24 protein-coding genes are annotated in these 20,876 nt (G+C 36.6%); 9 read left to right on the plus strand and 15 right to left on the minus strand.

Annotated features, from left to right (window positions below):
• The first annotated feature begins 12 nt into the window (after positions 1 to 12).
• Genes CXF85_RS20420 through pseF form a run of 6 tightly spaced genes read left to right on the plus strand, consistent with a single transcriptional unit; the run spans position 13 to position 5,521 of the window.
• Complete coding sequence (locus CXF85_RS20420; protein WP_101230487.1) at positions 13 to 1,257, plus strand: DUF4915 domain-containing protein; 1,245 nt, start codon at positions 13 to 15, stop codon at positions 1,255 to 1,257.
• A gap of 30 nt (positions 1,258 to 1,287) precedes the next feature.
• Positions 1,288 to 2,244, plus strand: a complete 957-nt coding sequence (locus CXF85_RS20425; RefSeq protein ID WP_101230488.1) for a class I SAM-dependent methyltransferase — start codon at positions 1,288 to 1,290, stop codon at positions 2,242 to 2,244.
• Positions 2,245 to 2,291: 47 nt separating this feature from the next.
• Positions 2,292 to 3,431, plus strand: coding sequence for an N-acetyl sugar amidotransferase (locus tag CXF85_RS20430; RefSeq protein ID WP_101230489.1), 1,140 nt, complete (start codon positions 2,292 to 2,294; stop codon positions 3,429 to 3,431).
• A gap of 4 nt (positions 3,432 to 3,435) precedes the next feature.
• Positions 3,436 to 4,044, plus strand: coding sequence for an imidazole glycerol phosphate synthase subunit HisH (gene hisH / locus CXF85_RS20435; protein ID WP_101230490.1), 609 nt, complete (start codon positions 3,436 to 3,438; stop codon positions 4,042 to 4,044).
• A complete protein-coding gene (gene hisF, locus CXF85_RS20440; protein WP_101230491.1) occupies positions 4,038 to 4,799 on the plus strand; it encodes an imidazole glycerol phosphate synthase subunit HisF in 762 nt (253 codons plus the stop codon). Before hisH ends, hisF begins: the two co-directional genes overlap by 7 nt.
• 17 nt (positions 4,800 to 4,816) lie before the next feature.
• Positions 4,817 to 5,521 carry a pseudaminic acid cytidylyltransferase gene (pseF, locus tag CXF85_RS20445; RefSeq protein WP_101230492.1) on the plus strand — a complete coding sequence of 235 codons (705 nt, stop codon included), beginning with the start codon at positions 4,817 to 4,819 and terminating at the stop codon, positions 5,519 to 5,521.
• Positions 5,522 to 5,669: 148 nt separating this feature from the next.
• Here the strand turns inward: pseF and CXF85_RS22865 are convergent, their stop codons facing one another.
• From CXF85_RS22865 to CXF85_RS20510, 15 genes are all read right to left on the minus strand, one after another.
• Positions 5,670 to 5,912, minus strand: a complete 243-nt coding sequence (locus tag CXF85_RS22865) for a hypothetical protein (RefSeq protein ID WP_157829152.1) — start codon at positions 5,910 to 5,912, stop codon at positions 5,670 to 5,672.
• 156 nt (positions 5,913 to 6,068) lie between these two features.
• Positions 6,069 to 6,263 (minus strand): hypothetical protein, encoded by a 195-nt coding sequence (locus tag CXF85_RS22870; protein ID WP_157829153.1) that lies wholly within the window; start codon positions 6,261 to 6,263, stop codon positions 6,069 to 6,071.
• The gene (locus tag CXF85_RS22875; protein WP_157829154.1) at positions 6,260 to 6,394 is read right to left on the minus strand and encodes a PIG-L deacetylase family protein; all 135 of its coding nucleotides are present in this window, start codon (positions 6,392 to 6,394) and stop codon (positions 6,260 to 6,262) included. Before CXF85_RS22875 ends, CXF85_RS22870 begins: the two co-directional genes overlap by 4 nt.
• The gene (pseI, locus tag CXF85_RS20455) at positions 6,391 to 7,452 is read right to left on the minus strand and encodes a pseudaminic acid synthase (protein WP_101230493.1); all 1,062 of its coding nucleotides are present in this window, start codon (positions 7,450 to 7,452) and stop codon (positions 6,391 to 6,393) included. The genes CXF85_RS22875 and pseI overlap by 4 nt, the downstream gene beginning before the upstream one ends.
• A complete protein-coding gene (locus tag CXF85_RS20460; RefSeq protein WP_157829155.1) occupies positions 7,445 to 7,921 on the minus strand; it encodes a hypothetical protein in 477 nt (158 codons plus the stop codon). Before CXF85_RS20460 ends, pseI begins: the two co-directional genes overlap by 8 nt.
• Positions 7,922 to 7,925: 4 nt before the next feature.
• Positions 7,926 to 8,177 carry a hypothetical protein gene (locus tag CXF85_RS20465; RefSeq protein ID WP_101230495.1) on the minus strand — a complete coding sequence of 84 codons (252 nt, stop codon included), beginning with the start codon at positions 8,175 to 8,177 and terminating at the stop codon, positions 7,926 to 7,928.
• Positions 8,170 to 8,688 carry a GNAT family N-acetyltransferase gene (locus CXF85_RS20470; RefSeq protein ID WP_101230496.1) on the minus strand — a complete coding sequence of 173 codons (519 nt, stop codon included), beginning with the start codon at positions 8,686 to 8,688 and terminating at the stop codon, positions 8,170 to 8,172. The genes CXF85_RS20465 and CXF85_RS20470 overlap by 8 nt, the downstream gene beginning before the upstream one ends.
• Positions 8,678 to 9,784 (minus strand): UDP-2,4-diacetamido-2,4,6-trideoxy-beta-L-altropyranose hydrolase, encoded by a 1,107-nt coding sequence (gene pseG, locus CXF85_RS20475; protein WP_101230497.1) that lies wholly within the window; start codon positions 9,782 to 9,784, stop codon positions 8,678 to 8,680. The genes CXF85_RS20470 and pseG overlap by 11 nt, the downstream gene beginning before the upstream one ends.
• A gap of 27 nt (positions 9,785 to 9,811) precedes the next feature.
• Positions 9,812 to 10,975: a UDP-4-amino-4,6-dideoxy-N-acetyl-beta-L-altrosamine transaminase gene (gene pseC, locus CXF85_RS20480; RefSeq protein ID WP_101230498.1), complete on the minus strand. Its 1,164-nt coding sequence runs from the start codon at positions 10,973 to 10,975 to the stop codon at positions 9,812 to 9,814.
• Between the two features lie 5 nt (positions 10,976 to 10,980).
• Positions 10,981 to 11,982, minus strand: coding sequence for a UDP-N-acetylglucosamine 4,6-dehydratase (inverting) (pseB, locus tag CXF85_RS20485; RefSeq protein ID WP_101230499.1), 1,002 nt, complete (start codon positions 11,980 to 11,982; stop codon positions 10,981 to 10,983).
• Positions 11,983 to 12,561: 579 nt separating this feature from the next.
• The gene (locus CXF85_RS20490; protein ID WP_101230500.1) at positions 12,562 to 12,873 is read right to left on the minus strand and encodes a hypothetical protein; all 312 of its coding nucleotides are present in this window, start codon (positions 12,871 to 12,873) and stop codon (positions 12,562 to 12,564) included.
• Positions 12,874 to 13,024: 151 nt separating this feature from the next.
• Positions 13,025 to 13,429, minus strand: coding sequence for a hypothetical protein (locus CXF85_RS20495; RefSeq protein WP_101230501.1), 405 nt, complete (start codon positions 13,427 to 13,429; stop codon positions 13,025 to 13,027).
• Positions 13,429 to 13,827: a flagellar export chaperone FliS gene (gene fliS / locus CXF85_RS20500; protein ID WP_101230502.1), complete on the minus strand. Its 399-nt coding sequence runs from the start codon at positions 13,825 to 13,827 to the stop codon at positions 13,429 to 13,431. Before fliS ends, CXF85_RS20495 begins: the two co-directional genes overlap by 1 nt.
• 124 nt (positions 13,828 to 13,951) lie before the next feature.
• On the minus strand, positions 13,952 to 14,242 hold the full coding sequence (locus tag CXF85_RS20505; RefSeq protein ID WP_101230503.1) for a hypothetical protein: 291 nt from the start codon (positions 14,240 to 14,242) through the stop codon (positions 13,952 to 13,954).
• Between the two features lie 130 nt (positions 14,243 to 14,372).
• A complete protein-coding gene (locus CXF85_RS20510; protein ID WP_101230504.1) occupies positions 14,373 to 16,130 on the minus strand; it encodes a flagellinolysin in 1,758 nt (585 codons plus the stop codon).
• Positions 16,131 to 16,374: 244 nt separating this feature from the next.
• Here CXF85_RS20510 and CXF85_RS20515 point away from each other — a divergent pair, with 244 nt between their 5' ends.
• The 3 genes from CXF85_RS20515 to CXF85_RS20525 all read left to right on the plus strand — a co-directional run bounded on the left by CXF85_RS20515 (position 16,375) and on the right by CXF85_RS20525 (position 20,689).
• Entirely contained in the window at positions 16,375 to 17,904 is a 1,530-nt protein-coding gene (locus CXF85_RS20515; protein ID WP_101230505.1) for a sigma-54 interaction domain-containing protein, read from the plus strand.
• A gap of 153 nt (positions 17,905 to 18,057) precedes the next feature.
• Positions 18,058 to 19,356, plus strand: a complete 1,299-nt coding sequence (locus tag CXF85_RS20520) for a sensor histidine kinase (protein ID WP_101230506.1) — start codon at positions 18,058 to 18,060, stop codon at positions 19,354 to 19,356.
• Positions 19,349 to 20,689, plus strand: a complete 1,341-nt coding sequence (locus CXF85_RS20525; protein WP_101230507.1) for a sigma-54-dependent transcriptional regulator — start codon at positions 19,349 to 19,351, stop codon at positions 20,687 to 20,689. The genes CXF85_RS20520 and CXF85_RS20525 overlap by 8 nt, the downstream gene beginning before the upstream one ends.
• The last annotated feature ends 187 nt before the right edge of the window (positions 20,690 to 20,876 follow it).

Consider the following 20,876-nt stretch of genomic DNA (forward strand, 5'->3'; position numbering starts at 1 on the left):
AGGGGAGTTAACATGCCGAGTATTTGGTTAAACTGGAATACGTTTAATACAGAAATCAAAGGAAAAAAAGTCGTTTTTTTTGGTGTCGCTGAAAGTTGGTTTACTAAGACATATGAAAAATCGTCTCCAGAGCTAAGTTATATCGTTGATAACAGTCCGATGAGAATAGGGTCAACTATTTGGGTAAATAATGATTACACCAGTGTTGTAGTCAATGATCCTGAAATATTGTTAAAAGATAAAGGTTCTGTTTATGTTGTTATAACCAGCGGGGCCTATGAAAGTATTATTCCTCAGTTAGAGCGTTATGGCCTTGTGGCAGGTAAAGATTTTTGCTGTAGTCCTGCATTAAATAATTTAAGGGTTATTGGTGACATACATAACCATAAAGCCTCTGTGCTTTTATGCTCATCAGATCACCAAATTTACTCAGAACTAGATAAAAAAGCCAATGTAGGCGGTGGCCTATATCGATACACCACAGAAGATAATAATGTAGTAAAACTTCTTGATGGGACATTTCATCAAATAGTTGATTTGGATAACTATTATCTTATTTTAGATGAAATGAAAGGCGTTCTTAAAGTAAGTAAATCATTCGAAATAGAACATGTATTTGCTTTTGAGGCTGATTCTCGCTCACACGGCTTAGCAGTAAGTTTAAAACGTAACGAAGTATATGTGGGTAAATCAGGGGTAGACAAAATATCTGTATATAACTTGCAAACTTATGAATTTATTAAAGATATAAAACTTTCGGATAAATACGATAGGTTGAAGTGCGAACAACACCACATGAATGATTTGGTTGAAAAAGACGGTTATTTATACGTATCTATGTTTTCTCATTCAGGTAACTTCCCTAAAGGTGTGTATGATGGCGGCATCATGGAAATAGACATCGAATCAGGCGAGCGTACAGTTATTATCCATGATAAATGGATGCCACATAGTGTTTGCTTTATCAATAATGACTTAACTTTTGTTGATTCTATGAATAGTCATTTGTACCGAGGTGATAAGAAAAAACTGGGTACTTTCTCTGGTTTTATTAGGGGTATTGATTTTGATGGAAAATATTGGTTCGTTGGTCAGTCCGAAACACGTTACTTTGATCGACTTGAAGGGATAAAAGATTATATCTCAATGAGTTCAGGGTTTTATTTGTTTGATGAGTACTCTAAAGCGGGTAAGTTCTTCCAAACACCTCAAGTGAGACAAGTACGGAACTTACTTGTTGAAAATAAGCATAAATAACTATTTATTCTTCGAAATATGTGAGCCAATATGAAAAAGTCAGTCAAAGAACTGCATGCTATTCGTGCAAAAATGTGGGATGCAAGCATTAGTCGACACGAACATTATATTGACAAATCAACGGGGTTATTTTCTACTAAATTTACAGAAGAAAGGTCCTGCCCAGTGTGCACTAATAACACACCCGCTTTCATGTTTAACAAAGAAGGAGGGACTTATGTAAAGTGCTCTTCTTGTAACATGGTGTATCTAAACCCTGTATTTATCGATGAAGAGTTAACTAAGTTTTATCAATCGAATCATAGTGTGCAGTCAGAAATAGTTGAAACAGATGAAGATGATTTTTATTCAACTATTTACAATCAGGGCTTAGATTCAGTGCTTAGTAAGGCACAGTTGCTTACCTCTATTTTAGATATCGGTTGCTCCTCCGGCGCATTTCTTGATCTTGCTGCTAAAAGAGGGCTGAAAACGATTGGAATAGAGCTTAACGAATCTGAGTTTCGCCTAGCCGAACAAAAAGGTCATGAAACGTACAATGATTCTTTAGAAAACATTGATTTTAAGCAAGAAATAGACATTGTCTGTATGTGGGATGTATTTGAACATATTAAAGATGGGGAAGTCTGCTTAAACACAATTAAAAGTATTCTATCTATAAATGGCCTGATCTTTTTACAAATACCAAGTTCAGATGCATTGGCCGCAAAAATGCTAGGAGCTAAATGCAATATGTATGACGGAATAGAACATGTTAACCTGTACGGTATTGAAACTATTAAAAAAATAGCGAACAAGTGTGGGCTGGAAATTGCAAGTATGAAAACGGTTATTTCAGAAATTAGCGTGATGAATAACTATTTAAATTATGATGATCCGTACATGGGTGATACAAAAAATCAGTCATCTGTTCACGGTATAATCGATGAAAAATCAATCCATGAAAACCTGTTAGGTTATAAACTTCAAGTTATTTTAAGGCGTTAACCGCTTTATGTAAGCGGAAAGTCACCGTATGAGCAAGGTCAGCTACTATGAAATACTGTAAAAAATGCATTATGCCGTCAACGAGACCTGAACAAGTGTTTAATGTTGATGGTATATGTAATGCGTGTCTAAGTGTTAATCAAAAAAAAGATATTGATTGGCAAGCTCGAAAAAAGTCATTTGAAGACACTCTCTCTAAATACAGATCTAGCAATGGCGATTATGACTGTATTATTCCGGTTAGCGGCGGGAAAGATAGTTGCTATCAAGCTATCGTGATGAAAGAAAAATACAACATGTCACCGCTGTGTGTAAATCATTCCCCTTGTGAACTTACCGATGTCGGTAGAGAAAACCTAGAGTTTTTAAGTGAACAAGGTTTTGACATTATTTCTGTTATTCCTAATAGAAAATCATATAAAGAAATGGTGCGTTTAGGCTTTTTCAAGTTGGGTGATTCTTGTTGGCCAGAACATATTGGTATTTTTACTGCGCCAGTGAGAATGGCTGTTAATTACAATATACCGTTAATCATTTGGGGTGAAAACTCTCAATTTGAATATGGTGGTCCTGCACTTCAATCAGAAAATAACTTTCTTGATAAAAATTGGTTAGAGCAATTTCAAATGCTAGGCCATCGTATTTCTGATGTTGTTCATGAAGGCATCAATTTGTCAGATATTAAAACGCACATTTACCCTTCAGATGAAGAAATCAATCATGTCGGTGTAACAGGCTTGTTTTTAGGATATTTTGAACCTTGGGATAGCAAAAGAAATGTCGATATTGTGGAAGCTAGAGGGTGGAAGCGGAACCCAGATGGCCCCATAGATGGCGCATATAATGATATTGAAAACTTAGATTGTAAATGGATTGGCGGTTTGCACGATTACATGAAATATTTAAAGTTTGGTTATGGTCGTGCCACTGACCAGCTTTGTATTGAAATACGTGCTGGCAGGATGAGCCGTGAAGAAGCGTTAAAAGAATATGAAGTGACTACTGAAGGCAAAATGCCGACTAAATATATCCAAGACTTTTTAGATTACCTTGATATTGACGAGGATACTTTTCATAAAAATTTGGATAGTTTCACGAATAAAGCTTTATTCTGTCTTGATGAAACTACAGGCAAGTTGCTGAAAGATTCGGATTTTAATTTATCTCGAAAATACATTCCGAGCTAATTGTATGAAAATAGCCATTATAGACAACAAGATGGGCAATATTAAAAGTATTACCAATGTGCTTAATGTATTGAATGTTCAATATTACGTTGCTACAACACCTGAAGAACTTAAGGGAGCTACAGGTGTTATTTTACCCGGAGTAGGGAACTTTAGCGCAGCAGCCCAACGAATAAAAGACAATGGATTTGATATCGCTATTCATGAGCATATAAGCAAGAACAAACCGTTATTGGGGATTTGTTTAGGTATGCAACTATTATTTGAATATGGTGAAGAAGGGGGGGCTTCTAGGGGATTATCTTTACTTCCTGGAAGTGTTGTCGATTTAAAACATAAAATAAAAAACTTACCGTTACCGCATGTTGGCTGGAATGACTTAATGGTAAAAACTTCCCCTTTATTGGCTGATATAACGACAGAATCTTGTGTTTATTTTGTTCATTGTTTTGAAGTGCTCACTGATGATAAATATGTCATTGCTACTACCCATTATGGAAAAAACATTGTTGCTGCCGTTCAAAAAAACAATATTTACGGTGTGCAGTTTCATCCAGAAAAGAGTCAAAAAGATGGGCTTGGAATTCTTAAGCGATTTATAACATTATGTTGAGACATAGAGTAATTCCCCTTGTGTTAATTGATGGTTTTTCTGTACTTAAAACTATTAACTTTAATGAAAGAAGGAATTTAGGTAGCCCTATCACTGTTGCTAGAACCTATAATACTCGTAATATTGATGAACTCATTCTACTTGATATTGATGCATCTAAGGATGAGCGATCAATCGATAAATTTACCGTGATGGATATTGCTTCTGAGCTATTCATGCCGCTAACAGTTGGTGGAGGTATAAAAACACTGAGTGATATTGAACAAGTGTTAAAAATGGGAGCTGACAAAGTTGCGATTAACTCTATTGTTGTTGAAGATATAAAATTCCTCCAATCTGCAGCAGCAGAGTTTGGTAAACAATGCTTAGTTGTTTCGATAGATGTAATAAAAGAAAATGACGTTTATAAAGTTTACTCCCACGGCAAGCGGTGTTCATTACCCTTGGATTTATTTGAATTTTGCCAGAGTGTTGAACAAAATGGCGCAGGGGAATTGTTAATTAACAGTGTTGACCTTGACGGAAAGCAAACGGGAGTAGATTTATCGTTAGCAACTTTGATTTCTGACATGGTATCTATTCCTGTCATTATTGCCGGCGGTGTTTCTTCACCAAAAAATTGTGCAGAAGCGATTCAAGCTGGAGCTTCTGCTGTTGCGGCCGCAAGTCTTTTTCATTTTACCAGTTTTACTCCTGATGACTGTCGAGAAGAGATGGCTCTTCAAGGAATTCCTGTAAGAAATAAAGCTAACTAACCTATAAGGGCGTTTATATGAAGATCGCGATTATTCCTGCCCGAGGCGGCAGCAAGCGTATTTTAAAGAAAAATATCAAACTGTTTTTAGGTAAGCCTATTATCGCCTACTCCATTGAAACAGCGATTAAATCTAGGTGTTTTGATAAAGTGATAGTCTCTACTGATGATGAAGAAATAGCTAAAACTGCGCAAAATTATGGCGCTGAAGTACCATTTATAAGACCAAATAATATTGCTGATGACTTTACTGGTACCAATGAAGTGGTTGCACACGCCATTAATGAATTAGGTTATAACGTCTCGTATGTTTGCTGTATTTATGCGACAGCACCATTCGCTAGTATTGAGTCTATAAAACGAGGTAATCGACTTATCGTTAATAACGAGAATATAGACTTTGCGGTAACCGTTACTCCTTCACCTTTTCCTCTTAATAGGGCGTTAGCTATTACAAAAAAAAATGAAGTCGAGCAGTTACAAATGATACAGCCAGAGCATTTGGCAACTCGTACTCAAGATCTAACCGAAACATATTTTGATGCAGGGCAAATATATTGGGGCAAAGCTGAAGCTTTTGTTAATCGCTATGACATGTTTTTAGAAAAAACAGCGCCTATCGTAATTCCAAATTACCTTACTCAAGACATTGATACGGAAGATGACTGGCAAGAGGCTGAAATAAAATACTTGCTACTTAAAGAGAAAAAAATAATAAACTGATTACCGTTTAATTTAACCTTTTAAAAGAGCATATACTCTGGTACTTATTAAAATACCGTGAGGTTATAATGAAGTAGTAATGCTAGGTAACTCTATTGTGCAGCCCTTATTTGATAAGTATATTGAACTTGATATTTGATTAATATCTTTATGCTAACTTTCTAATTAACATAAATGCCTCAGCACTTTCAGTACCTACATGACTGCCTCTTGTATTGTTTAAATATCTTATCGCTTCCGTTGAACGACTGTGTGGGAAATGCTTCATCTCACTCTGATAATGATGAAGTAACTGTTGTTTTTCTTCTTGATATTGGCTGATATCGACAAAATAATTAGGCGAAAAATGATCACCGATACTTGTTGAACTCCACTCGCTACTCGAATTCACTTCAAATGTTAATATTGTGTTGATTGATGAGTTGGGTTGCGGTCTGCAGGCAGTTATGGTTGCCTGATGTACTATACGATGATCTACATTTAAATCACCGCCATGATGCGTATAAATAATCGTAGGTTGGTAAACTTTTAGAATATTTTCTATTTTTTACGCAACATCAATTAATGCAACTTGATCCATTCTATTGTCAGGGAAGTCATAATTATAATATTGACTCACTTTCAAAATATTACTTACCGCTTTTTGACATTGTAAACGATGCTCGATTTCCTTAGTAACTTTTGTGCTAGTCACATCATTAGGCTTTAAGGAAGTACTTCTGGCTCCTACGGCATCGGTCATAAATTTATCTGTATTTCATCACCAGCATCGCGGTGTTTGAGTAACGTGCCACCACAGCCAATAGTTTCATTATCGGCATGGGCGACAATTACTAGTACTCTATTTTTTGTTTTTTGTATTATTTCAGTCATGCTAATACCTCCCAAGTGACAGGTGTGCCTCTTTCAATATCTTGAGTGACGGTTTTACCTAGCACATCAGGATAATATTTAGGTGCTAAACCAAAACCTGGTCTAATTCTGCGAATATGTTGTTCACTAATGACAGTCCCTTTTTTTATATTATCGACAAAGAATAGCGAGCGGCGAAACTTCAAATTAGCTTCTTCTGAAGGTTTTTTTTCATAGCCAGCTGTGCCGAGTGATAGCCAAGCATTTCTACTATCAATGACGAGTTGTTGTAATTCTTGAGGTTCAAGTGAAAATTCTGCATCAGGCCCTTTATCATTACGGCTTAGGGTGACATGTTTTTCAATAACACTAGCGCCTAAGGCGACAGAGGTTATTGCAACCGATGTACCTAATGTGTGATCTGATAAGCCAGATAATACTTCCCATCGCTTTTTTATATCAGGAATGGTAGTTAAGTTACTTTGCTCCACAGGGGCTGGATAAGAGCTTATACAATGTAAAAGAATCAGCTCTTTTACTCCAGCCGTTTTTACTGTGTGAACAATTTCGTCAATTTCTTGTTCGTTTGCCATTCCGGTAGAAATGATCAACGGCTTGCCTGTTTGGGCGACTTTTTCAATGAGTAATAAGTCAGTTGCTTCAAATGAAGCAATTTTATAAGCAGGGCAGTTTAATGACTCAAGTAGATCAACGGCAGTTTCATCAAAGGGGCTACTAAAAAGCGTGATGCCTATTTTTTTTGCGTGTTCAAATATTGTTTTATGCCACTCAAAGGGCGTTTGCGCCCACTGGTAAAGTTTGTGAAGGTTATAACCATCCCATAAGCCACCTTCGATTTGAAAGTATTTATTATCACAATTAATGGTCATGGTATCAGCAGTATAAGTTTGAATTTTTATTGCATCAGCGCCCATTTCTTTTGCCATATCTATGATCGCAAGTGCTTTATCTATAGAGCCATTATGATTTGCTGACAACTCAGCGATAATATAAGGAGGGTGACCTTCACCTATTTTATGCTCATTAATCGTAATCTCTTGAGAAAAATATTTAACCATTTTTAGGGCCCATTTGGGTGTCATTTACCCATGATGAAGGTGTCGGAGAAGAAACTGTTGTAAAGTTAACATTAGCAGTGACTTCGTTATTTATAAGTTGGGCGCCGGAAAACTCCAACCGCATATTACCGTTTTGATAAAATGCCTTTGGGTAACTTGGCGCATCAAGCATTCTGATAAAATCATAAAGTTGCTGCGGGGTTAAATTGTTAGGGATTTTACTCTGCTCAGGTGTTCGTCTCTCAAATAATGTAACTTCTCCTCTTTGCGGTTGAGGGGAGGGACGCTCTATACATATCGTTTTTATGATCTTAGCGATTACGCTTGCGGTACGTTTAAAAATATCTTCAGCATTGCCATGAAGTGATAATGACTCTTTAGTAAAAGTAGGTCCGGCATCAAACGTTTCACACATTTTCAGCGCAGATATTTTCGTTTGTGTAATCCCTCGAATGATCAAGTTTTGCAATGGACTACCCCCCCTGACCAAAAGGTAAATCAGTCATATGGAAACACACGCAAGGATAATGTTGATAAATTTCTTTTGACACCTTCCAGCTCCAATGTGGAAAGAATATGAAATCGGGGTTGAATGCTTTAACTAGCTCAGGAGTTAGTGTTGAGGGTTCTGTTATTAATTTCCAGTTACCTTCGATAGTGGTAGAGTATTGATTGTATTGCTCAATATTCCATGGATGAATAGTCGCTACAAGGTAGTTATTCAAGTGGTAAACTCGTTGTCTTTAAGGCAAATAGGGTGTTCGAAAGGCGGCTAAATCCTGCGTTGATAAATGTTTTTTGAGATGCTTGATTCTTTTGGTGCACTTCGGCAAATATATCATGTTTTTTATAATGGTTAGGTATATGGTTGAGGGCTAAACAAGCCATGCTTTTTCCTTGATGAGCAGGAGCAATAATTATTGAAATCTCCCAACTGATGGCTCTGGATTTTTCATGAGTTAACCCTTTTTCTATATTAATGGAGGGATAATCTGAACGATTAACTTGGTCAAAGCGTAGCAAGCCGATGGTGCTTTTTGCCTGTTCGATAATATATAAATGCTTTGTACTGTTTGTTGATAAAGTTGATGTAAACCAAGTGACGTGTTCAAGCCAATTTACAGGTTCTATATTTCTTGAATATTTTCTTATTTCAGGATCACTTTGCCACTGAAAAATAGTTTTACAATCAGCTATTGAGGCTTTTTTAAGCTTGATGCTTAGTTTAGTTTTCATGTGTGTTACCTAAACGAATAATCCTTTTTGCTGCTAATTTAGCTCCTTTGCCATCACAACATAGCAAACTATTCTTAACTAATGCTTGATAATTTTTTGGTGAGTTAATTAATAATAATATGGCGTCGGCTAACATTGTCTTGGTGATAGATTCATACCAACCTAAGTTAATAATCGCATTAACTTGGTTTAGCGCTACTGAGTTTACTTGCTGGTTTTGAGCACTGATTATGTTAATTGTTGGTATCCCTAAGCAGCATCGCTCCCAAGCCGTTCCTCCCGAAGTGCCTATTGCAATATCAGCTAAAATCATTAAGGCCGCCATTGATTTAGGTTTGATCGATAAGTTAATCCAATCGTGACCTTTAATTAAGGCTTCAATTGATTCTTTATACCTTGATTGTTCTGAAATAACTACAGTAATGGATAGTTCTGTAAGCACTTTTTCTATTTCAATTAACCAGGCTAGTAATGTCTGCGTGATATTATCTGGATCTGTGCCTCCAAGGGTAATTAGCACATGGCTTGGTTTGATGGTATTTTGTCGTTTTTTAATTGCTTGCTCTCTAGCTAGGCTGAATTCCTCACGGAGTAACATATAGCTTTTTCCAAGAAGTAATTGGCAATGTTTGGGTACCAAGTTGTAGTAGTCACTTTTTTGGCGAGAGATTGTTGGATCGATAAGTGCGTCACAGTGATATTGGCGATTGGCTAAGTCATCTATAACGATTAATTTATGTGCATAGGGTGATAATTGTAAATGCCAAATTTTATCCAGACTATAATGGTCGACAATGAGCAGTTCATACTCCATATATTCTAGCTTATTAATACACTCAACAGCATCTTTGTCTTGTGTAACACCTAGCCATCGAGTGTCATCAATTTTATCAGCCAATTTATTGGGTGGGGATAAACAGATTACATTAAAGCCTTGCGTAATAATTTCTTGGTTAATATTTCCCTTATGTTCTTTGCATAAAAATGAAACATTATAGTTTGCCTGGACGAGTTTATGGGCAAGGGTTAAGCAACGCATGATATGGCCTACGCCAATGCGGCTTGATGAGTCGGCTCTAATAATTACATTTTTCATATTTAGCCTAGTAATTATGTTTTTAACTTATGTATTTTCATATAAAAATTCAATTACGTTATTTATTATATAGGTCTGTTCTTTTGGTTGTAGATTTGGGTGTAATGGCAGCGATATTGCTCGTTTGTAATAAGCTTCAGCATTTGGGAAGTCGCCGACATTAAAACCTAATTTAGTGTAATAGGGCTGAAGATGAATCGGGATATAGTGAATCTGTACAAAAATCTCTTTAGCGCGTAAATACTCAAACAGTTTGCGTTGAAGATCACTTTTGGAAGTGGGCAATAACAGAATATATAAGTGATATGAGGAAACGCTATCGCTACTTTGATGTAAAGAAGATAAATTTTCAGCTTTGAATGCTTGATCATATATTTGGGCTAATTGATGGCGTTTTTCGACAAAAGTTGATAGTCGATTTAATTGACTTACCCCTAAAGCTGCTTGTAATTCAGTCATTCGATAATTAAAACCCAACGATTGCTGTTCATAATACCAAGGACCATGAGTTTCTTTTTTAAAGTCTTCCTCAGAATTAACTATGCCATGACTTCGGTAAGATCGCATTTTTTTTGCCAATTTTTTATCGTTCGTTAGTGCCATTCCTCCCTCTGCAGAGGTAATGATTTTGACAGGATGGAAACTAAAAACAGTAATATCTGAAAATTTACATGAGCCTACCGGAGAATCTTGGTAATATCCGCCAATGGCATGTGATGCATCTTCTATAATCTTAAAGCCAAATTCTTGAGCGAGCAGGTATATTACCTCCATATCACAAGCTTGACCTGCTAAATGTACAGGGATAATTGCAGAAGGTAGTGCATTATTTTTTTTAGCTTTTTTAAGTTTTAAAGCTAATGCGGATACCGACATATTTCCAGTTACGGGATCAATATCAACAAAGTCAATATCAGCGTTACAGTAGAGGGCGCAGTTTGCTGATGCTACAAATGAAATTGGAGAGGTCCAAACAATATCCCCTTTTGTGATCCCCAAAGATAAGCAAGCTATATGTAGTGCCGATGTTGCACTATTTGATGCGATTGCAAAACGTGATTGACAATGAGTTAATGTTTTTTTTTCAAACTCAGGCACTACAGGTCCTTGTGTTAAACGCTCTGATGTTAAAACATCGACGACAGCGTCTATGTCTGCCTGATTTATATCTTGTTTGCCGTAAGGGATCATTTAACTTATAGCTCAGCCAGTTTATTAAAGTCTAAAAGGTCTTCTTGAGAAAGAAATTCAGGGTTATTTTTTGAGTTATACTCAAAACCTGAATCTACAAGCTGGCCTCGTTCTTCTAAAGCATTTACTGTGAAATCATTACTTCTACTAGAAAACTTAATACTTGGTGCGATAACAAAATGATCATCGTATTCATAGGTATGGTAAGAATCATCGGCGGGGCACATAATCTCATGTAATTTTTCACCGGGTCTGATACCAATATTCTTTATTGGTAAATTAGGCGCCATTGCTTTAGCCAAGTCTATGATTCTCATAGAAGGGATTTTAGGAACAAAAATTTCACCACCTAACATACGTTCAAAGTTTTTTAAGACAAAATCAACCCCATCTTGTAAGTTGATCCAAAAACGTGTCATTTCATTATGGGTAACTGGGATTTCATTTGCACCCTCATTAATTAATTTTTCAAAAAAGGGCACTACCGAACCACGTGAACCAACAACATTGCCATAACGCACCACTGAAAAAGTAGTGTTATGGCCGCCTGAAATATTATTAGCAGCAACAAAAAGTTTATCTGAAACTAGTTTTGTTGCGCCATATAAATTAACAGGGTTGGCGGCTTTATCAGTTGAAAGGGCAATTACTTTTTCTACGTTATTTGCAAGAGCTGCAGAGATTACGTTTTCGGCGCCATTTATATTTGTTTTAATACACTCCATTGGATTGTATTCAGCGGCGGGTACTTGTTTTAATGCAGCAGCATGAATAACAAAATTGACACCATTCATGGCTTGAGTTAAACGCTCTCTGTCTCTAACATCTCCAATAAAATAACGCATACAGCTTTGATTAAAGTCTTGTTGCATTTCAAATTGTTTAAGTTCATCGCGTGAATAAATGATAATTTTATTTGGTGTGTAATCTTTCAATAGTGTTTTGACGTACTTTTTCCCAAAAGAACCCGTTCCACCAGTGATGAGAATGTTTTTATTGTTGAACATTACTTTAGATACCTTTTGGGTTATTTTATATTTAGGTTACTAGCTTTTGAATTGTAAATCTAATTTACTAAGCCATCTTATCGATTTTCAGGAGGATATTATCCCAGATTATTACGGGGTCACTTTTGATAAATATACAATCGTATGATTCTAATTACCTACTCCACTTTAACTTAACCGTTATTTTAAGTAAATTTCTATTAATTTATAGAGAGTTAATCAATCATTTTTATACTTTTTATACTTTTTATACTAAGCATATAATATACCAACTTAATTTTAAATGGGATATAAAGGTTCAGTTCAAGGTTAATAAAGGATGAAAACAGTCCGGCATATTTTTTAACATATGCACCCTATAATTTAGCATGGTTGAGTTTAGAAATTCTTATGTTTTTTAGTGTTTTAGTTGATATATAACAAAGGTGTTCTATGTTCCACGCTAACTAACGCTTTGAATTAAATTTTGAAAGAGTGCTGAATGAAGCGTAAGGAAATATATTTTATTTAGAGTTAGGGAGGTATGTCTTATTTAAGGGCGTTTTAACTTTTTGAATAAATTAGCTTTATTGCTTTTTTTTAACGTAAATGAGATATTTTATTGTAAAGGTTAATCGCTTGAGTATAAGTAAGGTTTCCAATAGCTTTTGCTCGGCCAATAGATGAGCTTATTCTAATAACTTCATTGGCAACATCTTCAATTTTATTTGAAGCATCAATTTGTATTTCTTTTTGTTGTTTATCTAAGCCTAGCGTTGAAATTTTTAATACATCATCAGCAAAGCTACCTAACGTAGGTTTTATTGGCGATTTTTGGGGCTGGGAAGTACTAATTTTAGTAACAGCACGCGCTATATCACTACTTGCTGTTAGCGGGTTCATTACAGACATAATAACCTCAACGCAATCTCTATCTAATACTACCTTAAGTATAGATTATTTTTTGATGGTTGATTATTCGTGCTTACTTAGACCTGTAAGTTCAATATATCATTTAATAGCTAATTTAATAGCTAATTTAATAGCTAATTTAATAGCTAATTTAATATTTCTTATAGAGGTTACTTACTTTTTGACTTTTCTTTAACTTGAGCACTTTTGTGGCTAACGATTGCTTATGACTTTTTGATTTTAAAGTGAGTTGTTCATCAAGTAATACCATCTCATTGATAAGTGCTAATTGTGCGGTAAGCTGGTCTTGTGTGTGTTCTTCAAATAATGTAGCGATAAAAGATTGACGCTCATTAACTAAACCTAACAGCTGTTCATTAGTAAGTTGGCTTTGAACCATGCCCATCGAGACATTAGCAACTAGAGTCTGTTTGTTATCTGTTAGATATTCACCGTCAGTACTTTCTGATTGTTCAATCTGAATATCAAGTTGCGACAGTAGCTGCCGCGACATTTTTATTATAGCTTCTAGGCTATTTTTTACCTTACTTGGCACTAAAAACTTACCTTTCCTTGCTCTGCTGGTGGAATTGAGTCCCAGCCTGATTTAATAGGAATAATAATTTGCGCTACATCATTTAGCAATTCTATATCATTATTTGTGTTGGCTTCAAATAATTTTTCAGAACAAAAATTGTATAATGCTGATAGGTTACCTGAAATTTCGCCGCCTTTCTCATGATCTAAAGAGCCCTCTAAAACACCTACAATAGCAATAGCATTTGATATCTGTTCGCCTTTTTTCGCATAGTTTTTTTGAGATATAGCACCTTTAGCTGTGGCGATATTATCTAATAACTTTTGAAATAACAATGCAACTAACTGGTAAGGGGAAGCCTCCCCAGCGTTACTAACCGTGGTTTGTTGATATTTTTTTAATGATAAATGAGCCATTACTTACTCCAAAAAATCATAACACTTATTATGTGTTATATATTAAAAGCATCATTTTGTCATTTTAAGCAGGTTACGTTTTGCTTTTTGATGACGGTTAATGCGCTTATATTAATTATAGAATCTAATTACTTTCCATGGCATTGTTATTAACAACAACAGAAAGCCCTTCGTTTTGTGCTTTTTTAAATGCTTCAATTAACACTGTGTGATTTATACCTTCAATATTTTCAATAAGGCCATTATCAGTAATTTCAATATTATCCCAGCCTCTATCAACAAGGTATTTTTCTATATCAGCCAGTTGAGTATTTAAATCATCACTTTTTACAAACATATTAAAACCGTGTCGATTACCTTTAGTTTGCTCGCCAGTTGTTAACATATATTCAGCACTACCGTTTAATATTAGCATTATACTTTCCAATTAAATTAGATGTCTTTGGTTATAGTATTCATAAATTGTGCCAATTATTTTTTGACACTCATTTGATTATTTAAAAAGAAACAATTTAATGGGGATATAAGGGGGATAAAGCGAATTTTTATCCTAAAAGCTTTAGCATTAATTCAGGAATAGCTTTGGCTTGACTCATCATTGCTGTTGTAGCTTGTTGTTTAATCTGTTGTGATGTTAAATTTGCCGTTTCTTTGGCGTAATCAGTATCTTGAATTCTAGAACGGCTTGCCGTGACATTTTCTTGAATATTAGCGAGGTTACTCATAGTGTGTTCAAGTCTATTAATAAATGCACCAAGGTGTGTTCTTTGATTATCAACAAACTGTAAGGCGGTATCGATAAGCCCCGTTGAGAATTGTGAATCAGCAACTAAGTCTACGCCATTTAAACCAATATTATCACTAGAAAAACCGGCTACTTTTACATTCAATGTCTGATTTGCATCAGCGCCAATCTGGAAAGAAGTTGTTTTTCCGCTGATAGTGACTGCGGAGCTATAATCTTCTAAGGCGACTTCATTAAAACTGGTAGGGTCCCAATTCGTACCAGGAGCAAAATCAGTCTGGGTTGAGTTATCATCACCATTGACAAAATAACTATCAAAATTTGAAGTGGTTTTTGCGCTACTTGCGCCCACAATAGTTTCTTCTCTGCTTGGTCCGCCAGAGGCATCTAAACCACCAAAAGCGCCATTGTCAGCATTACTCGTATCTATATTAGCAGTAACAAAGTCTTCAAAATTTGTTCCTGCCGTTAAGGCTGTTCGTAAAGTAGCCAGGTCAGCAAATGTACCTTGTGCAGCAAGTGCATTATCAAAGGTATTACCCGCGGATAAACTTGCCATAATATCTTTAATACCCGCTTCACCCACTTGGCTCTCTATAAAACGCATAGCGATATAGCCGCCAGAATAAACCCCCGCGACTTGAATACCTGTTGTGGGGGCAGTGCCAGGTATTGCGAGAAAAATGGAGTCTGTTTGATTTCTTAAAGCGGTTAAACCAAAACTGGCAACGTCTGCTGCAACCCTATCATCAGCACCACTAATTGCTTCGGCTGTACCCTCAGAAAACCATATAGGTACAGTATTTAGGTCCATTTGGTTAGCCATTACGGCATGTGTCATTTCATGCAGTAATGTGGACTTTAATTGTTTTACTTTATCAGCATCTAGCGTGGAAAAATCATCTAAATCAATGGTCATTACTAATTCAGTGCCGTTTCCGGGACCGAGGAATGAAACGGATGCAAGTTTTCCGCCAGCACCATCGACATTTTCAAGGTCGATTTTCATTTTTGCGCCATCGCCAGACAAACCAAGTACACTTTGTAGAATGTTTTCTGATTCAGCCAAAACGCCGCTTTGTAATACACCAAGAATATTTCTTTCAGCTTCGTTCGCGCCCCCTAAACCCACACGACTGGTTTGATCGAAGACATTATTACCGCCAAATGTTGTCGTATCATTTATTCGATCTAATTCTTGTTTTAACTGTTCACTTTCTTTATTGAGTGCCGCTTTATCATCAGTTGATAACACACCATTACTGGCTTGTAGTGAAAGGTCTCGCATTCTAAATAAAATATTGGTGACTTCTTCTAATGCACCTTCAGTGGTTTGAGCAAGTGATACTCCATCATTAGCATTACGTTGAGCAACGCCTAAACCATTAACTTGTGAAGTAAGTCTATTTGATATTTGTAAGCCAGCTGCATCATCAGCCGCAGAGTTAATGCGCATACCAGATGACAAGCGAGCGAAAGAGACAGACAATTTGTTCGAATTGTCTGTCTGCTGACGCTGTAAAAATATGCTTGTTATGTTGGTGTTTATGCTGTTCACGTAAATCTCTTATTCAGTCATTTATGTGTATTGGCTTTTTATCGGCAAAAAACTGTCGTTCTTTAATCATATTTGAATAAAAAACAAACAAATTGATTTTAAGGTAAATTGTGATGTCTGACAAATAAATGGCGCTTATGCGTCAAGTTTTTGTTGCTTAAAATAAATTAACGGCTAAAATTGCTTATAGCGCTATAAAACAATATTAAAAATAGCACGTTAGCATTAACCGTGAAGAGTAAATATGAGTGATAATCCAGTAGTTACATCTGTAGTAACCGGTCATAAACAAATATTAGTCGTGGATAACGACGCAGGTAGAAGCCAGCAACTGAGTACAGTACTTTCATTTGTTGGCGAACATTTTATCCATTGCGTGCAAGAGCAAGCGATCGAACGTTTGGTGGATAATAGCCACATTCTTACGGTAATATTAACGGGTAATGTGAGTCATGATTGCGCGGCTTTAATTAAAGCTAATCCGAGTGTGCCATTTATTCTTCATGATGTAGTTGATGCCAAATTATTAGCCGTTTACGTTAATGTTATCGGTACACTTTCTGCTCCGCTCAATTATGCGCAACTCACAGAGCTAATTCACCACTGTCATCAATATCATAATAAATTACCGCGTAGTGGTAGTAAACTTAGCTCCAGTGCGTTATTTCGTTCGTTGGTTGGTAGTAGTGAACCGATGGCGCAAGTACGATTTTTAATTGAACAAGTAGCAAAAACACCGGCGAGTGTGCTTGTACTCGGTGAATCTGGCACAGGTAAAGAGGTGGTTGCACGAAATATTCATGACTTATCTGAGCGGGCCAAAGGAGCGTTCGTCCCTATTAATTGTGGTGCTATTCCTGCTGAGTTACTTGAAAGTGAATTGTTCGGCCATGAAAAGGGTGCTTTCACGGGGGCTATTTCTACCCGGAAGGGGCGTTTTGAATTAGCTGAAGGTGGTACGCTATTTTTAGATGAAATAGGGGATATGCCACAACCTATGCAAGTAAAACTGTTACGTGTTCTACAAGAGCGTACTTTTGAAAGGGTAGGCGGTAGTAAAAGCATTAAAGCCGATGTTCGTATTGTTGCTGCTACTCATCAAGATTTAGAAGAAATGATCAAAGAGGGCAGCTTTAGAGAAGATTTATTCTATCGTTTGAATGTTTTCCCCATAGAGACTCCTGCGTTACGTGAGCGCAAAGAAGATATCCCACTGTTATTAAAAGAACTACTTAAGCGTTTTGAACTCGAGCAAGATAAAACGGTACGTTTTACTGAAAAAGCAATTGAGTCATTGATGGAACACCCTTGGGCAGGTAATGTTCGAGAATTATCAAACTTAATTGAACGTATGTTAATTATGTACGGTGATCAAATTGTTGATGTTGCAGAACTTCCTTATAAATATCAGCATATAGACGTACAAGCTTATAATCCAGAGTATCCTGAAGAGTTACAAGAGCAAGATGTTATCAATGAACTTTTCTCTGGCTTTGATTATGACGATGACGAAAGTGACGATGATAATGAGCAAGATGAATTAACCGCTGAAGGTGATGTTAATGACACGCAAAACTTTACCAATGCGACTCTACTACCTAATGACGGTTTAAACTTGAAGGAACATTTAGCAGATCTTGAAGTGTCTTTGATTAAACAATCATTAAGTAAGCATGATTTTGTGGTTGCTAGAGCGGCAGAAACATTGGGTATGCGACGAACTACTTTAGTTGAAAAAATGCGTAAGTATGATCTGCATAAGCCTACTGAGTAATCTGGTTAATATTATTCGTTAAGGTCAATAGATTGACAGTAAATATTAACAGGGGTTAATGTTTTTAATGCTTAATCTATTGAATTCTAAGGTAAAAATAATGGCATGGTAAATGCTTTGTAAGTACTAGATAGTTTTTTCGAGTACCTATGTATGGCACAAGTTATGGCACAAGCAACCTCTGCAGTAATTCCTAGTATTATGCCTTTAGCAAGGGATGCAAGCGCTAATGCCGCGTTTCATTCAATGAATGTGCTTGGGGTAAGTAAGCCTTCTTTACTTGAGCATGAAGCGTTTCCTGGTGAATTAGCGGCATTGAGGGCACAAGTAACTCAAAGCACCAAGCATAGCTTTTCACCACGCTCAATCGAGAGTACTCACCCTTTTCATAACTCAACATCAGAAAAACAGACACCTAGTTATAATTTATTAGCAGACCAGCTAATAGAAGTCATGCCAACAGGCTTAGTTATGCTTGATGGTAATGGTATTGTGGTGAAAATAAATCAAGTCGCTAGAAACTTACTTGATGAGCCCATTCTTGGCCAACCTTGGTTTAATGTTATCGCGCGATCGTTTAATCCACGTGAAGATGATTGGCATGAAATATCACTTAAAGATGGCCGCCGAGTAAAATTAGAAATCACCAGTTTAGGCTCTCAGCCTGGTCAGTTGATCATGATAACTGATTTAACTGAAACTCGTTTACTGCAAGATAAGTTAGCACAAATGCAGCGCCTTTCTTCGTTAGGAAAAATGGTGTCAACGCTGGCCCATCAAATTCGTACGCCTTTATCTGCCGCTATTTTATATAGCGAAAATTTATCATCAAATAAACTTGCAGAAACTTCACGGTTGAAGTTTCAAGGAAAACTAAATGACCGCTTACATGATTTAGAGCAGCAAGTGAACGATATGCTGTTATTTTCTAAAAGTGGCAAAGAACAAGTGGTTGCTTCTATCGATGTAGGGGAACTCATTAATACTACCGTTAGTTCAATGGATGCGTTGCTCGATAAAGCGAATACTCAGGTAAAAGTACAATTACCTGAAGATGAGCTTTATATTCTAGGCAATAAAAGTGCTTTAACAGGGGCTATTCAAAACTTATTACATAACTCCTTACAAGCAATAAGTACTCATAAGGTCATAGAGCCGCAGATAAATATTCAAGTTTATCGTCAAGCCAATCATATTTATTTAAGTTTTAAAGATAATGGACCTGGTATTGATACGAAAATAATCGATAAAGTTTTTCAGCCTTTTTATACCTCAAGCAGTAAAGGAACAGGTCTTGGTTTGGCTGTTGTTAAATCAGTAGTGGGCGCGCATCAAGGTGAAGTTAGTTTACTGAACGAAACCAATGCAGGCGCACATTTTGTTATTAAGTTACCTTTGTTAGAACAAGGTAACGTGATGACCAGTTGTTCTGTGGGAGAGACTCATGACTGAACATAAAATTCTAGTAGTTGAAGATGATGCCGGTTTACGCGAAGCGTTGGTGGACACACTTTCTTTAGCCGATTACCGCTGCGTTGAAGCTGATTCTGGTGAAGCAGCCTTGTTGGCCTTAAAAAACCATCAGGTGGATATTGTCATCAGTGACGTGCAAATGGGGGGCATGAGTGGTTTATCTTTACTAAAAAGTATTAAAAGTCAGTATGCTAACTTACCGGTATTATTGATGACTGCTTACGGCACTATAGATGATGCGGTACAAGCGATGAAAGATGGTGCTTGTAACTATATTGCTAAGCCTTTCGCTCCACAAGTTTTGCTTAATATGGTCAGCCAATATATTCCACCAGAAATAGTAAATAAAAATGATCCCATTGTTGCAGATCAACGCTCATTGGAGTTACTTGTCTTAGCTAAAAAAGTCGCCAGTACCGATGCGTCTGTAATGATCCTTGGTCCCAGTGGCTCAGGTAAAGAAGTTTTAGCACAGTACGTGCACAACCATTCGAAACGCAGTACTCAGCCTTTTATCGCTATTAATTGTGCGGCAATACCAGAAAATATGCTTGAAGCGACGTTATTTGGTTATGAGAAAGGTGCTTTTACTGGCGCAATTCAAGCTTGCCCAGGAAAGTTTGAACAAGCACAGGGTGGTACTATTTTACTTGATGAAATAACCGAAATGGACTTGAATTTACAAGCGAAAATTTTGCGAGTATTGCAAGAGCGTGAAGTAGAACGTTTAGGCGGAAGAAAAACTATCAGCTTAGATGTGCGTGTTATTGCAACCAGTAACCGAGATTTAAAGGCAGCGGTAAATGATGGCATATTTCGAGAAGATCTTTATTATCGCCTGAATGTCTTTCCACTTACTTGGTTACCGCTAGCTCAGCGAGTTGATGATATCTTTGTTTTAGCTGAGCACTTAGTTTCCCGTCATTGTCAAAAAAATGGCGAAAGTATACCTGAGTTTTCGGGGGCAGCGCGTAGTAAGCTTAATGCTTATCATTGGCCTGGTAATGTTCGTGAACTAGATAATGTTATTCAAAGAGCAATGATTTTACATACTAATCAGCTTATTGATGCAGGCGACTTACTGATTGAAAACTTTGATACTGCACTGGTGGTCGAGTCAGACCCGGTTACGAGTAGTGAAGATAAACTTGGTAGTGAGCTTAAACTGCAAGAGCATCAAATTATTCTAGATACCTTGCAAGCTTGTCATGGCAGTAGAAAGGACGTAGCAGAACGCTTAGGAATAAGCCCGCGCACATTGCGCTATAAAATTGCAAAAATGCGTGATTCAGGTATTGAAATTCCAGCCTAATTAACTAACATGAACCCTGGGTAATGAGTGCTTTATATTCAAGTAAAACAACAGCTTAAATTATTTATGGCACGCTTTACAAAATTAAGTAGTGATATATTCCATCAATGTTTCAATTTATTCAATTATCAAGGCAAAACGTTTATGAATAACTGGTTATTTATCGACGTTTTAACGCTGAGAATCG

It is taken from the genome of Colwellia sp. 75C3 (genome assembly GCF_002836255.1).
In the GTDB taxonomy this organism is placed as follows: Bacteria; Pseudomonadota; Gammaproteobacteria; order Enterobacterales; family Alteromonadaceae; genus Colwellia.